This is a genomic window from Actinotalea alkalitolerans (genome assembly GCF_023369855.1).
Lineage (GTDB): Bacteria > Actinomycetota > Actinomycetes > Actinomycetales > Cellulomonadaceae > Actinotalea.
This window is the reverse complement of record NZ_JAMBPP010000004.1, coordinates 120421-134146: the sequence shown is the minus strand read 5'-3', so window position 1 is coordinate 134146 and position 13726 is coordinate 120421. Positions and strand designations below refer to the sequence as shown.

The following is a 13726-nucleotide window of genomic DNA, read 5'->3' as shown; positions in this document are numbered from 1 at the left end:
TGCCGACATCAGCCCCGCCAGGACGGTACGGGAAGCAGGTCAGCCGGATGCAGGACACCTTCGCGAGCGCGCGAGCTCATCATGACGCCCTCACGGGGCTCACCTCACGTCATGCCCTCACCGAGCTGCTCGCCGCCGAGCTCGAGGCGCACCCCGACCGGACGGTCGGCGCCGTCGTGGTCGACGTGGACCGGTTCGCGCTGATCAACGACACCCTGGGCCACACCGTCGGCGACCTCGTGCTGTCCACCCTCGGCTCCCGGTTGGCGGAGCTGACGGGGGGCGCCTGCGTGGCCGGCCGCATCGGGGGCGACGAGTTCCTTCTCGCCCTGTTCGGCACGACCCGCGAGGAGGTCGAGCTCCTCGCCGCCGCGGTCACCGCGACGATGGCCGAGCCGATCAGCGCGCCCGGTCGCGACGTGGTCGTCACGGTCAGCCTCGGGCTGGCCCTCACCGAGCCCGCGTCTGCCGTGGACACGCTGATGCGTCACGCTGGCCTCGCGCTGCACCACGCCAAGCTGGCGGGGCGCAACCGCACGATGTGGTTCGCCGAGGAGCTCGACGCGGATCTCGAGACACGGATGGGCCAGGCCTCCCTCGAGGGAGACCTGCGGTCGGCGCTCGACTCGGCCCAGCTCCAGCTGCACTACCAGACGGCCTTCGACCTGGGGACGGGAGCCGTGATCGGGGTCGAGGCCCTGCTGCGCTGGCACCACCCGCAGCGCGGCGTCATCCCGCCCCTCGAGGTCATCACGATGGCCGAGGAGACCGGGCTGATCGAGCCGCTCGGCTCATGGGTGATCCGCACGGCCATGGACCAGGCGGCCCTGTGGGCGCCGATCCCCGGGTTCACCGTCTGGGTCAACGTCTCCCCACGCCAGCTCTCGCAGGCCGGGCTGGCCACCTTCCTGCAGTCCGAGCTGGTCAGGGTCGGGCTCGCACCGCACCGCTTCGGCATCGAGGTGACCGAGTCGGCCCTGGCCGCCCAGAACGAGGCCGCGGCCGAGCTGCGGCGGATCGAGGACCTCGGCGTCCAGATCGCGATCGACGACTTCGGCACGGGGTACAGCTCGCTGGCCCGCCTGGTCCGGTTCCCCGTCGATGTGATCAAGATCGACCGCTCCTTCGTCAACGAGCTCGGGTCGACCACCGGTGACGCCGTGGTCAACGGCATCGTCACCCTCGCCAAGGGGCTCGGCGCCGAGGTCATCGCCGAGGGGGTCGAGACCCAGCAGCAGCTCGCCCGCCTCCAGAGCACCGGGTGCGACGCGGCTGCCGGCTTCCTCCTGGCTCGTCCGGTGGCCGTGCGCGACGTCGCCCTGGACGCCTCGGCCTGGTCGTCGCGCGGCATCCCCGAGCAGTGCGGCGCGCTCGAGGACGCCGCGATCGCCTGACCGGCCCCCCTGCGTGCGCCGTACGCTGCGACGGTGGAACGAGTGGTCGGGATCGACGTCGCCCGCGGGCTGGCCGTGCTCGGCATGTTCGCCGCACACCTCGGGGCGAGCGACGAGGAGTTCTGGACACGCACCGGCTGGCTCCAGGTCGCTGACGGCCGGTCGGCCGCCACCTTCGCCCTGCTGGCCGGGGTGTCGGCAGCGCTGCTGAGCGGAGGCCGGACGCCCGTCGACGGAGCGGCGCTGCGCCAAGCCCGGGTCAGGATCGTGGCACGCGCGGTGGCGCTGTGGCCCCTGGGCGCGCTGCTGATCGCCCTGGACACCCCCGTGGTGGTGATCCTGCCCGCCTACGCGGTGATGTTCGCGGTCACCGCAGGACTGCTGCGGCTGCCTCCACGCACGCTGCTGCTGATCGCCGGCGTCGTGGTGGTCGTCGGCCCACCCGTGGTCCGGCTCGCGCAGGTCGCACTGGGCGACCCCCGGGAGGCCGGTCAGCACGTCGACGTCCTGGTCGGTGACTACTACCCGGCAGCCGTCTGGATCGCCTACCTGCTGGTCGGCCTGGCCGTCGGGCGCACCGACCTCCGGTCCCCGGAGGTGGGTCGCCGCCTGGCCGGAGCAGGGGCGCTGTGCGTCGTCCTGGGCTACGGGACCGCAGCCGTCGCGAGGCGCGTCCTGCCGCCAGGATCTGCGGCACGCGACCTGCTCACCTCCGAGCCGCACTCGAGCACCGGCCCCGAGGTCGTGGGGAACATCGGGGTGGCGCTGCTCGTGCTGGCCACCTGCCTGGCCGTGACCGCGCGCGCACCTCGCCTGCTGGCGCCGCTGGCCGCTACCGGAGCCCTGGCCCTGACCGCGTACTGCTCGCACCTCGTGGCGATCGCGATCATCGGCGAGGACGCGGTGTGGGACCCGAGCAACCTCCGGCTGGCGACCTTCGTGCTCGTCACGCTCGCGGCGGCCACCGCCTGGCGGCTCACGCTGGGACGAGGGCCGCTCGAACGCGCGCTGCACGCGGGCTCCGGGGCGCTCGCGCACGCCCTGGTGCCCACCGAGCCCGAACCCAGCGACGCGCGGCGCTGAGACCGGCGCTCCTCGACCGGTCCGATCCGTCGAGGTCCGGCCTCAGACCCTCGCGAGGATCTCGCCGTGGACGATCGAGAACCATCCGTCGAGGCTCTCACCCCAGGTGCGCCACGCCTCGGCGAGGGTCTCCAGGGCGACGTCGTCGGCCAGACCCGTCGCGAGCGCCTGTGCGCCGAAGTCCGAGGAGGTCACCCGGTCTGCCCACAGCGAGGCCCACCAGGCGCGGTCCTCAGGTGTCGCGTAGCACCACACCCCCGCGCTGGGTGTGATGCCGGCCGGGTCGAACCCCGCCTCGCGCACCCACGACAGCAGACGCCTTCCGGCGTCGGCCTCGGCCCCGTTCGCGGCCGTCACCTCGTGGTAGAGGGCGAGCCACTCCTCCAGGCCGCTCGACGGCGGGTACCAGGTCATCGCCGCGTAGTCGGCGTCACGGACCGCGACCACTCCCCCCGGTCGGGTCACGCGGCGCATCTCGCGCAGCGCGGCGACGGGGTCCGAGAGGTGCTGGAGCACCTGGTGGGCGTGCACGACGTCGAAGGCGGCGTCGGGGAAGGGCAGGGCGTAGACGTCCCCGTGCCGGAAGGTGACGTTGGCGACGCCCGCCGCGAGGGCCGACTCGCGGGCGACCTCGATCACGGCCTCGGACCGGTCCAGCCCCACCGCCTCACCGGGCGCGACCATCGCGGCGAGGTCCACCGTGACCGTGCCCGGGCCGCAGCCGACGTCCAGGAGCCGCTGCCCGGCCTGCAGCACCGGCAGCAGGTAGGCCGCAGAGTTCTCGGCGGTACGCCACCGGTGCGAGCGCAGCACGCTCTCGTGATGACCGTGCGTGTAGACGTCCTGGGGGGTCACGGTGCCAGTAACCCGCACCTGGAGGCGCGTATCAAGTTCCAAGACGGGATGTCTCACCCAGCGGTCGACGGAGGTGCCTGCCGCGCCACCTCGACGCCGCGGTTGGCGAGATCGTCGGCCCGCTCGTTGCCGATGTCTCCCGAGTGGCCCTTGACCCACACCCACGTCACGGCGTGCCGCGCGACCTCGATCTCCAGGGCCTGCCACAGCTCCTTGTTCTTGACCGGCTTCTTGTCACCGGTGAGCCACCCGTTACGCTTCCACCCCGCCAACCAGGTGCTCATGCCCTTCATCACGTACGTGGAGTCCACGTGCAGGGTCACGGCGCACGGACGGGTCAGGGCGCGCAGGCCCTCGATGACCGCGGTCAGCTCCATCCGGTTGTTCGTGGTGACCGGCTCACCGCCGAAGACCTCGCGCTCGTGGTCCCCCGCGCGCATCCACGCCCCCCAGCCACCCACCCCCGGGTTGCCCTTGCACGCCCCGTCGGTCCACATCTGCACGACCGGGACAGCGGTTGCACCCGGATCGGTCCCGGCGGGTACGAGGTCGGGCTGCGCAGGCATGGCGCCCACCCTACGGCGGGGCGGTGCGCTCACGGCCACTCGAGCCGATGCGTCCATCCCTGCCCGTCCCGGCGGTAGAGCACGCGCACATGGGCACGGGTCGGGCTGCCCTGCCACAGCTCGACCTCGTCCGGGACCAGCGAGTAGACCACCCACTCGGGCAGCACCAGACCCGGCTCGGCATCGACCCGTTCGCGCGCCCGCTCGATCGCCTCCGCGAGCTCGGTGGCGCTGCCCAGCCGCTCACCCGGACAAGTGGCCAGAGCCGCCGCCCGTGAGGCCGGCGACCTGGCGAGGTAGTCCTGCGCCGAGAGCACCGCGTCGAGGGCCCGTACCGGCCCGGCCACGCGCACCTGGCGCCCCTGCGGCTGCCAGTAGAAGGAGAGCGCGCCCCGGGGGTTGACGTCCAGGTCACGGGCCTTGCGGCTGCGCCGGTCGGTGGCGAACTCGAAGGCACCCTCACGCACGTCCTTGAGCACCACCACGCGCGAGCTCGGGGCGCCGTCCGCCCCGGCCGTGGCCAGGGTCACCGCGTGCGGCTCGGGGACCCCGGCGTCGACCGCCTGCTCGAACCAGGAGAGGAACAGGTCGACGGGGTCGGGGGGCAGCGCCTCGGGGACGAAGGAGGGCAGGTCGCCGGCAAGGGCGGGCATCCGCCGAAGTCGCGTACGCATCGTGAGCCGGTCACCCATGGTCGTCTCCTCGTCCTGGTCCACCGACCGACCCTACCCACGCGCCTACGATGACCTGGTGACCGAACGCGCCCGCGGGGCGGCGGCGACCCGCCCCGTCCTGGAGGTGCAGGACTGGACCGAGCGCGCCCGGCGTCACGCCGAGCGCGCGGACGCGTTGACGGTGAGCCGTCGCGAGCGCCGTGCCGCCGGGGCCTCGCACCCGATCGACGACTTCCTCTACGACTACTACGGAGTCACGCCCGGCAGGCTGCGGCGCTGGCACCCCGGGGTCGGTGCGATGCTGGCCCCCGGGCCGGGTGAGCACGCCTCGTGGCGCTGGTACGCGACGGGGGACGACGGCGCCGTCGGGCTCGACGTCACCGCCTTCCTGACCGACCGTGGCCCGACCGTGCGTTACATCCGGGACCTGCTCGTCGCGACCGCGTCGCGCCCGGCCTTCGCGGGCTGCCTCGGTCTGCACGAGTGGGCCATGGTCTACCGGCAGGACGACGCCCGGCGCCGCCACGACCTGCCGCTGCGGCTCGGTCGCGAGGGCACCGACGCGGTCGTCGAGTCCCACCCCGTGCGGTGCAGCCACGTCGACGCCTTCCGCTTCTTCACCCCGCAGGCCGTCGCCCTCAACCGGTTGCAGCCCACCCGGGCCACCCAGGTCGCGATGGAGCAGCCCGGGTGCCTGCACGCGAACATGGACTGCCTCAAGTGGGCCCTGAAGCTGGGTCCCGCCGTCCCCGGCGACCTGCTCCTGGACTGCTTCGAGCTGGCCCGCGACATCCGGACCCTGGACATGCAGGCCTCGCCCTACGACGTCTCGACCCTGGGAGCACCCGCGGTGAGGATCGAGACACCACGGGGGCGGGCCGAGTACGTGACCCGCCAACGAGGCTTCGCCGAGCGGACCGTCCCGCTGCGGCAACACCTCGTCGAGGTGTGCGAGACGGTCCTCGCCTGACCTCGTCCCCTGCCGACAGCCGACAGCGACCCGGAGGTGCTCCATGACGATCCGCTACCCCGACCCCCTGGCACCCGGCGACCGCATCGGTGTCACCGCACCGTCGAGCGGTGTGGCGCCACCGCTGCGCGAGCGACTCGAGGTCAGCGTGCGAGCCCTGCGCGACCAGGGTTTCGACGTCGTGGTCGGCGCGTGCATGGACGGGCTCGGGCACGTCAGCGCACCCGCCCGCGAACGCGCCGCCGAGCTGACCGCGATGCTCGTGGACCCCACGATCCGTGCCGTGGTGCCGCCGTGGGGCGGAGAGACGGCCATCGACCTGCTCGACCTGCTCGACTGGGACGCGATCGCGCGCGCGCGGCCGACCTGGATGGTCGGGTTCTCCGACATCTCGACGCTGATCACCCCGCTGACCCTGCGCACCGGGGTCGCCACGGTCCACGGCCAGAACCTGATGGACACGCCGTACACCGTCCCACCGCCGCTGGTCTCGTGGCTCGACGTCGTGCAGGCACCGTCGGGGTCCAGCATCGACCAGGGTCCTGCACCTGCGTACCGCGCCGAAGGCTTCGACGACTACGCCACGCACCCGACGGTCGACACGTTCACGCTGGACACCCCGGGGACCTGGACGCGCTTCGACGGCGAGGACGAGGTCACGGTGAGCGGTCGGCTCGTCGGCGGCTGCATCGAGACGCTCTCCAACCTGGTCGGCACACCGTTCGGTGACGTCCCCGCGTTCGCTCGCGACCACGCGCCCGAGGGACTGGTCGTGTACCTGGAGGCCGCTGAGGCGCCGTCCTTCGACATCGCCCGGCGACTGCACGGGATGCGCCTGGCCGGGTGGTTCGACCAGGCCCACGGCGTACTCGTCGCACGCACCCGCGCCCCGGGTGCCCCGTCCCTGTCGCAGCGCGAGGCAGTCATGGACGCGCTGGGAGGTCTCGGGCTGCCGATCGTGGGCGACGTCGAGTGCGGCCACGTGCCGCCGCACCTCGCCCTGGTCAACGGTGCCCTGGCCACGGTGTCGTGGTCGATCGACGGGGGCGCTGTCCGGCAGACCTTGGCCTGAGCGGCCCTGGGGCGACACGCGGCGGGCGTCAGGCAGCGCCGACCTCGTGGCGGCCCCGCCGGTCGAGGGCGAGCTCGACGACGGGCGCTGGACGGGACCACAGGTATCCCTGGGCCACCGTGCAGCCGGCCCGCAGGAGGGCGGTGCGCTGGGCGGAGGTCTCGACACCCTCGGCCACCACGTCAAGACCCAGCGCCGCCGCCATGCCGAGGATGCCCTGCACGACGGCCGCGGACCGCTGGTCACCGACCATCCGGTCGACGAAGGACCGGTCGATCTTGAGGGCGTCGATCGGGAGCTCGACGAGCTGCTGCAACGAGCTGTACCCGGTGCCGAAGTCGTCGACCGCGAGCCGCACGCCGAGGTCACGCAACCGCTGCAGGTCGCGGGTCAGGCTGTGGTGCACGTCCAGCAGGTGGGTCTCGGTGAGCTCGAGCACGAGCCGGCACGCGGGCAGCCCGCTCGCAGCCAGCGCCTCCCGTGTCGTGGAGACCATGCCCGCCTCGCGCAGCTGGCGGGCCGAGACGTTGACGTGCATCGTGAGGTCGCGCCCGGCGGCGACCTGAGCGGCCCCCTCGCGGCACGCCTGCTCCAGGACCCATCGACCCAGACCGATGATGAGGTCGGTGTTCTCCGCGACGTCGAGCCACTCCCCCGGGGCCAGCAGCCCACGGTCCGGGTGGTCCCAGCGCACCAGGGCCTCGAGCCCCACGGTGCGTCCCGTGGCCATCTGCACGATCGGCTGGAAGTGCAGCACGAACTGGTCCTCGCGCAGGGCGACCCGCAGGGCCTCGTCGAGCTCGAGGTGGCGGTCGGCCTGAGCCGTGAGGCGGTCGGCGAACCGCTCGATGCGACTGCGTCCCTTGGCCTTGGCCTCGTACATCGCAGCGTCCGACTCCCGCAGCAGGTCACTCGCGCTGCTGCCCGGACCGGACAGCGTCAGGCCACCGCTGACCGTCACCGTGACGAGCCGACCCCCGACCTCGATGTCGTGCGCGACGACCTCCAGCATCCGGTCGGCGACCTCCTGGGCCTCGGCGTCGCTGCGCACACCGGGGCAGCACACGACGAACTCGTCACCACCGATGCGCGCGACGGTGTCCCCGGCCCGCGCGCAGCCGCGCAGTCGTTCGGCGATCGTCAGCAGCATCAGGTCGCCCGCGGCGTGCCCCAGGGAGTCGTTGACGGTCTTGAAGTGGTCGAGGTCGAAGAAGATCAGTGCGACCTCGGTGCCCGGCCCCCGTGAGGCCAGCAGGGCCTGCTCGATGCGGTCCTGGAGCAGGATGCGGTTCGCGAGCCCGGTCAGGTCGTCGTGCAGCGCCATGTGCGCCAGACGGTCCTCGACCTCCTTGCGTGAGGTGACGTCGAGCAGCTGGACGGTCAACCATCCGTCCGGCGCGGCGTCACCCGCCATCGGAGCGGCCGAGACCTGGGCCCAGTGCTCGGAGCCGTCGTCCAGGACGTGCAGGACCTCGGCCTGCCACGTGTCGTCCGCGCCCAGCGACGTGAGGCCGGCCAGCACGACCGCACGGTGCGAGGGGGCGACGAGCTCGAGCCAGGGCCGCCCGGTCAGCTCGTGCGCCGAGCGTCGGAGGAAGGTCGTGGCCGCCGGGTTCACCCGGCCCAGCACAGGCCCGGCGGGGGTGCGGTGCACGGTCAGGTGAGCGATGAGTGCGCTGTCGATGGTGCTCCGCAGCCGGTCGGCCGCCGAGCGGGCGTCCTGCGCGGCGGCGAGCCGTTCGGCCTGGACCAGGGCCAGCCCCAGTCCGGTCAGGGCCACCACGGCGATGAAGCCCTGGGCGAGCAGGAAGGCGGTGGTCACCGGCCAGTCGAGGAAGGGACCCGAGCCGGTCAGCGTGAACGCCACGACGAGGGTCCCGGCCACGGTCACGTGCACCGCCGACCGCAGCACGTCCGAGCGGAGGGCGACCCACAGCGTGACCGGGATCGCGGCGAAGGCCAGCGGCACGCCGTCCGCCACCGCGAAGATCGCCGTGAGGACCACCGCCGTGACCGCTCCCTCGAGCACCACCTCGCCGGCCCACCCCCGACGTGCCCCGCGCCGTGGACGACCCGAGCGCCAGGTCAGCACGACCGCACCGACGATCAGCGAGCCCAGCACGGCGCGCACGACCAGCAGGAGCGTGTAGGCGAGCAGGTCGACGTCCCGGACCACGAGCGAGGCCACGGCCACGACCAGGGCGCTGGACAGACCGGCGACGAGCGAGGCGAGCAGCAGCCGCAGGCCGTCCTGGACGCTGGCCAGGGTCGGGGCACCCTCACGCCCACGCCGGTGGACCAGCCCGGCGCACGCTGCCCCGCCCAGGGTCGAGGAGGACAGGACGAAGGCCGTGCTGGCAGGCGCCCCGGTCGCGACGGCGGCGACCGTCGCGATGACCAGCATCAGCGAGCCGTCCAGGAGACGGGCGCGGCGCGAGGCCGAGCCCGTGAGCCACATCAGGGCCACACCGGCCGCCGGCCACACCAACGACAGGCTCGCGGGCTCGGTGCGCATCAGCCGGCCGAGGACGACCATCACCGTGAAGGCGACCGCGTAGCGTCCGCTGCGCGCCCAGTCGTGCGTGAGCACCCGCTCGTCCCCCTCTGGTGGTTCGGCACCCACCGGGCACGGCCGACCTATCGACCGACATCGGGCACGATCAAGGGATCGCGGGCCGGCAGACCTGGGAGGATGGCCGAGATGACCACACAGCCGATCGACCCGAGCCGGAACCTCGCCGAGCGCATCCCCGCACGACCCGACCCGGACTCGCTGTACGAGGCCTTCGTCGGCTGGGCTGCGGACCAGGGGCTCGAGCTGTACCCCGCGCAGCAGGACGCGCTGCTCGAGCTCGTGACCGGCTCGCACGTGATCCTCTCCACGCCCACCGGCTCGGGGAAGTCCCTGGTCGCCACCGCAGCGCACTTCGTCGCCCTGGCGCAGGGGCGTCGCACCTACTACACCGCGCCGCTCAAGGCGCTGGTGAGCGAGAAGTTCTTCGCCCTGGTCGCGGCCTTTGGCTCGCACAACGTCGGGATGATGACCGGGGACAGCAGCGTCAACCCCGGTGCACCGATCGTCTGCTGCACCGCCGAGATCCTGGCCAACATCGCGCTGCGGACCGGTGAGGGCACCGCCGAGGCGCCCGACCACGTCGACGACCCCGCCGTGCCGGGGGTGGACGCCGTCGGTCAGGTCGTCATGGACGAGTTCCACTTCTACGCCGACCCGCAGCGCGGGTGGGCGTGGCAGGTCCCGCTCCTGGAGCTGCCACGGACCCAGTTCCTGCTGATGTCCGCGACCCTCGGCGAGGTGGGCTTCTTCGCCGAGGACCTCGAGCGCCGCAGCGGTCGTGCTGTCGCGACGGTGACCAACACCGAACGCCCTGTGCCGTTGACCTACAGCTATGCGGTGGAGCCCCTGCACGAGCTGGTCGAGGAGCTCGTCTCGACCCGTCGCTCACCGGTGTACCTGGTGCACTTCACCCAGGCCGCGGCTGTCGAGCGGGCCCAGGCGCTGCTGTCCACGACCGTCGCCTCGCGCACCCGTCGGGACGAGATCGCCGACGAGCTCGGTGCGTTCCGGTTCGGCACCGGGTTCGGCAAGACGCTCTCGCGTCTGCTGCGTCACGGCGTGGGGATCCATCACGCCGGGATGCTGCCCCGGTACCGGCGGGTCGTCGAACGGCTCACCCAGCGGGGTCTGCTGACCGTGGTCTGCGGCACCGACACGCTGGGGGTGGGGATCAACGTCCCGATCCGCACGGTGGTGCTGACCTCCCTGGTCAAGTACGACGGGGTGCGGATGCGTCACCTCTCGGCCCGGGAGTTCCACCAGATCGCCGGACGCGCGGGTCGAGCCGGCTTCGACACCGTCGGCGAGGTCATCGTGATGGCCCCGGACCACGTGATCGAGAACCGCAAGCTGCTCGCCAAGGCCGGGGACGACCCCAAGAAGATCAAGAAGATCGTTCGCAAGAAGGCGCCCGAGGGTGCCGTGAACTGGACCGACAAGACGTTCGAGCGGCTGCGGGACGCGCCTCCCGAGCCGTTGACCTCGAGCTTCGCGGTGAGCCACGCGATGGTGCTCAACGTGCTGGCCCGACCGGGCGACCCGATCGAGGCGATGACGCACCTCCTCACCGACAACCACGAGCCCGAGGCGGCGCGCGGGCGTCACGTGCGCCAGGCCGTCAACGTCTACCGGTCGCTGCGCACCGCCGGGGTGGTCGAGCGGGTTCCCCGCCCGGACGGCAACGGACGCACCGTGCGGCTCACGGTCGACGTCCCGCACGACTTCGCGTTGAACCAGGCGTTGTCCCCTTTCGCCTACGCGGCCCTGGACATCCTGGACCGCGAGGCACCGTCGTACGCCCTGGACGTCCTGTCGGTCATCGAGTCGACCCTGGACGACCCCCGCCAGGTCCTCTACGCCCAGGAGAAGAAGGCCCGCGGCGAGGCGATCGGTGCGATGAAGGCCGAGGGCTACGACTACGACGAGCGGATGGCGGCGCTCGAGGACATCACCTACCCGCGTCCGCTCGCGGAGGTGCTCGAGGCCACGTTCGCGATCTACAAGCAGACCAACCCGTGGGTCGCCGACCACGAGCTGTCCCCCAAGTCCGTGGTCCGCGACCTGCACGAGCGCGCGATGACCTTCACCGAGTACGTGTCCTTCTACGGCCTGGAGCGCACCGAGGGCGTGCTGCTGCGCTACCTCGCCGACGCCTACCGTGCGCTGCGGCAGACGGTGCCGGCCGAACGACGCGACGAGGAGCTCGAGGACCTCGTGGAGTGGCTCGGCGAGCTGGTCCGAGGAACCGACTCGAGCCTGCTGGACGAGTGGGAGCGCCTGGCTGACCCGCAGGCCCTGGAGGCTGCGGTCGCCGCAGGGCAGGACACGCCCGACGACGCACCCCCGCCGATCACCGCCAACCGCCGCGCCTTCCGGGTCCTGGTCCGCAACGCGCTCTTCCGTCGGGTCGAGCTCGCTGCCCGCGAGCGCTGGGGGGCCCTGGCGGCGCTGGGGGACCTCGACCCCGACGACGCCCCCTGGGACACCGACCGGTGGGCCGACGCCCTCGACCCCTACTTCGACGACCACACCGATATCGGCACCGGCCCGGCGGCCCGCGGACCCGCGTTGCACCAGGTGACCGAGCGGGCGCTGGCCTCGGGCGAGGTCTGGGAGGTCCGGCAGGTGCTCGACGACCCCGCCGGCGACCACGACTGGCGCATCGACGCGGTGGTCGACCTGGCCGCGAGCGACGCCGCGGGGACCGTGGTGCTGCGGGTCGTCGGCGCGGGCCGGCTCTGACCCGTCGCGTCGGCCCGTCGTAGGGTTCTGCCGTGGGCAGGAGACAGCTGGTCCCTTCGGCGACGCCGGCACTCGTGGCTCTCGCGGCAGCGGGGGTCGAGCACAGCGTGCACCGGTACGACCACGACGCGAGCAACGACGTCGGCTACGGGCTGGAGGCGGCCGGCGTGCTGGGCGTCCCGGCGGAGCAGGTCTTCAAGACCCTGATGACCGTGGTCGACGGCGTGCTCACGGTGGCGGTCGTGCCGGTCACCGGCACGCTCGACCTCAAGGCACTGGCCCACGCGGTGGGCGGCAAGAGGGCCACCATGGCCGAGCGGTCCGCGGCCGAGCGGGCGACCGGCTACGTGGTCGGCGGCATCTCGCCCCTGGGTCAGCGCCATCCCCATCCCACGGTGGTCGACGAGACCGTGTGGCTCTTCGACACGGTCTTCGTCTCGGGAGGTCGCCGGGGCCTGGACGTCGAGCTCTCCGGAGAGGACCTCGTGCGCCTCACCAGCGCGAGGGTGGCGCCGATCGGCCGTGACTGACCGGCCGTTCAGCGCCCGTAGGCGGCGAAGGCACGGTCGGTCGTGACGATCTCCTTGCCCAGCGGCAGCAACGAGACGGGGATGAGCTTGAGGTTCGCGATGCCCATCGGGATCCCGATGATCGAGATGAAGAGCGGGATCGCCGTCACGACGTGCCCGATCGCCAGCCAGACCCCCGCGACGACCACCCAGATGACGTTGCCGATCGTGGACCAGGCACCCGCGGTGGGCTTGTCGACCACCGTGCGGCCGAAGGGCCACAGCACGTAGCTCGCGATGCGGAACGAGGCGATGCCGAACGGGATCGTCACGATGAGGATGCAGCAGATGATGCCGGCCACCACGTAGCCCAGGGCGAGCCAGAAGCCGGCGAACACGAGCCAGATGAGGTTCAGGAGGGTCTTCACACGGTCCACTGTGCCCGGGTCCGGGCGGCGGCGGTATCCGGGACCACCCTGACCCGTACCCGGACCGCCGGTCGGCGCACCCTGGACCGGCGGCTAGGGTGACGAGCCATGACTCCCGACACCGCCGACCTCGCCGCGCGACTGGCCGCGGTACGGCGACGGATCGCCGAGGCCGCGACCGCTGCCGACCGTGCCCCGGGCGAGGTCCGACTCCTGCTGGCCACCAAGACGCAGGATGCGCGGGCGGTCCGAGCGGCGATCGGTGCAGGCGCCACGCTGATCGGTGAGAACAGGGTCCAGGAGCTCGTCACGAAGGGCCCCGAGCTGACCGACCTGTCCCCCACGGTCCACCTGATCGGGCACCTGCAGTCCAACAAGGTCAACGCAGCGCTGCCCTGGGTGACCTGCGTGCAGAGCATCGACACCCTGGCGATCGCCGGGCGACTCTCGCGGCGTGTCACGGCACTGGACACCGAGCTCGAGGTGATGGTGCAGGTCAACGTCTCGGGAGAGGACTCCAAGCACGGCGTGGACCCGGTCGATGCGGCAGGGCTCGCGACCGCGGTCGCCGCCCTGCCCGGCCTGCGGCTGACCGGGTTCATGACGATCGGGGCCCCCGCGGACCGGGGCGCAGCGGTCCGCGACGGCTTCCGACGGCTGCGCGAGGTCCGCGACGCGGTGACCGGCAGCGGGGAGCCCGGGACGCAGGGGGCGCACGAGCTGTCGATGGGCATGAGCGGTGACCTCGAGTCGGCGGTGGCCGAGGGCTCGACGATGGTCCGGGTCGGCAGCGCGGTTTTCGGAGCCCGACCGAGGTAGTAGAGGTCGGGGACGTTCACCGCATCCGGGCGGCGGCGA

At 72.5% G+C, this 13726-nt stretch carries 12 protein-coding genes; 7 read left to right on the top strand and 5 right to left on the bottom strand.

The features are described from left to right. Positions 1-47: 47 nt before the first annotated feature. Positions 48-1394 (top strand): putative bifunctional diguanylate cyclase/phosphodiesterase, encoded by a 1347-nt coding sequence (locus M1R94_RS05820; protein WP_249380728.1) that lies wholly within the window; start codon positions 48-50, stop codon positions 1392-1394. A 33-nt stretch (positions 1395-1427) separates the two neighbouring features. Next, complete coding sequence (locus M1R94_RS05815; RefSeq protein WP_249380727.1) at positions 1428-2477, top strand: heparan-alpha-glucosaminide N-acetyltransferase domain-containing protein; 1050 nt, start codon at positions 1428-1430, stop codon at positions 2475-2477. Between the two features lie 42 nt (positions 2478-2519). On the opposite strand, the gene M1R94_RS05810 is transcribed toward M1R94_RS05815, so the two are convergent. Genes M1R94_RS05810 through M1R94_RS05800 form a run of 3 tightly spaced genes read right to left on the bottom strand, consistent with a single transcriptional unit; the run spans position 2520 to position 4614 of the window. Beyond that, the gene (locus tag M1R94_RS05810) at positions 2520-3332 is read right to left on the bottom strand and encodes a methyltransferase domain-containing protein (RefSeq protein ID WP_249380726.1); all 813 of its coding nucleotides are present in this window, start codon (positions 3330-3332) and stop codon (positions 2520-2522) included. Between the two features lie 53 nt (positions 3333-3385). Then, entirely contained in the window at positions 3386-3898 is a 513-nt protein-coding gene (gene rnhA, locus M1R94_RS05805) for a ribonuclease HI (protein WP_465245961.1), read from the bottom strand. A 29-nt stretch (positions 3899-3927) separates the two neighbouring features. Next, positions 3928-4614 (bottom strand): pyridoxine/pyridoxamine 5'-phosphate oxidase, encoded by a 687-nt coding sequence (locus M1R94_RS05800; protein ID WP_249380725.1) that lies wholly within the window; start codon positions 4612-4614, stop codon positions 3928-3930. 34 nt (positions 4615-4648) lie between these two features. Between M1R94_RS05800 and M1R94_RS05795 the strand changes: the two genes are divergently transcribed. Then, entirely contained in the window at positions 4649-5542 is an 894-nt protein-coding gene (locus tag M1R94_RS05795; protein ID WP_374109432.1) for a 3-methyladenine DNA glycosylase, read from the top strand. Positions 5543-5585: 43 nt separating this feature from the next. Beyond that, the gene (locus M1R94_RS05790; RefSeq protein WP_249380724.1) at positions 5586-6614 is read left to right on the top strand and encodes a S66 family peptidase; all 1029 of its coding nucleotides are present in this window, start codon (positions 5586-5588) and stop codon (positions 6612-6614) included. 28 nt (positions 6615-6642) lie between these two features. On the opposite strand, the gene M1R94_RS05785 is transcribed toward M1R94_RS05790, so the two are convergent. Continuing rightward, positions 6643-9204, bottom strand: a complete 2562-nt coding sequence (locus M1R94_RS05785; RefSeq protein WP_249380723.1) for a bifunctional diguanylate cyclase/phosphodiesterase — start codon at positions 9202-9204, stop codon at positions 6643-6645. 111 nt (positions 9205-9315) lie between these two features. Here M1R94_RS05785 and M1R94_RS05780 point away from each other — a divergent pair, with 111 nt between their 5' ends. Together M1R94_RS05780 and ybaK are read left to right on the top strand one after the other, a co-directional pair. Continuing rightward, positions 9316-11931 carry a DEAD/DEAH box helicase gene (locus tag M1R94_RS05780; RefSeq protein WP_249380722.1) on the top strand — a complete coding sequence of 872 codons (2616 nt, stop codon included), beginning with the start codon at positions 9316-9318 and terminating at the stop codon, positions 11929-11931. Between the two features lie 32 nt (positions 11932-11963). Continuing rightward, a complete protein-coding gene (ybaK, locus tag M1R94_RS05775) occupies positions 11964-12461 on the top strand; it encodes a Cys-tRNA(Pro) deacylase (protein ID WP_249380721.1) in 498 nt (165 codons plus the stop codon). 8 nt (positions 12462-12469) lie between these two features. Here the strand turns inward: ybaK and M1R94_RS05770 are convergent, their stop codons facing one another. Beyond that, a complete protein-coding gene (locus M1R94_RS05770) occupies positions 12470-12868 on the bottom strand; it encodes a YccF domain-containing protein (RefSeq protein WP_249380720.1) in 399 nt (132 codons plus the stop codon). Positions 12869-12976: 108 nt separating this feature from the next. Between M1R94_RS05770 and M1R94_RS05765 the strand changes: the two genes are divergently transcribed. Continuing rightward, on the top strand, positions 12977-13687 hold the full coding sequence (locus M1R94_RS05765) for a YggS family pyridoxal phosphate-dependent enzyme (RefSeq protein WP_249380719.1): 711 nt from the start codon (positions 12977-12979) through the stop codon (positions 13685-13687). The last annotated feature ends 39 nt before the right edge of the window (positions 13688-13726 follow it).

Coding starts and splice junctions, on each gene's coding strand:
- M1R94_RS05765 (WP_249380719.1), top strand. CDS start 12,977: ATGACTCCCGACACCGCCGACCTCGCCGCGCGACTGGCCGCGGTACGG.
- M1R94_RS05790 (WP_249380724.1), top strand. CDS start 5,586: ATGACGATCCGCTACCCCGACCCCCTGGCACCCGGCGACCGCATCGGT.
- M1R94_RS05820 (WP_249380728.1), top strand. CDS start 48: ATGCAGGACACCTTCGCGAGCGCGCGAGCTCATCATGACGCCCTCACG.
- M1R94_RS05780 (WP_249380722.1), top strand. CDS start 9,316: ATGACCACACAGCCGATCGACCCGAGCCGGAACCTCGCCGAGCGCATC.
- rnhA (WP_465245961.1), bottom strand. CDS start 3,898: ATGCCTGCGCAGCCCGACCTCGTACCCGCCGGGACCGATCCGGGTGCA.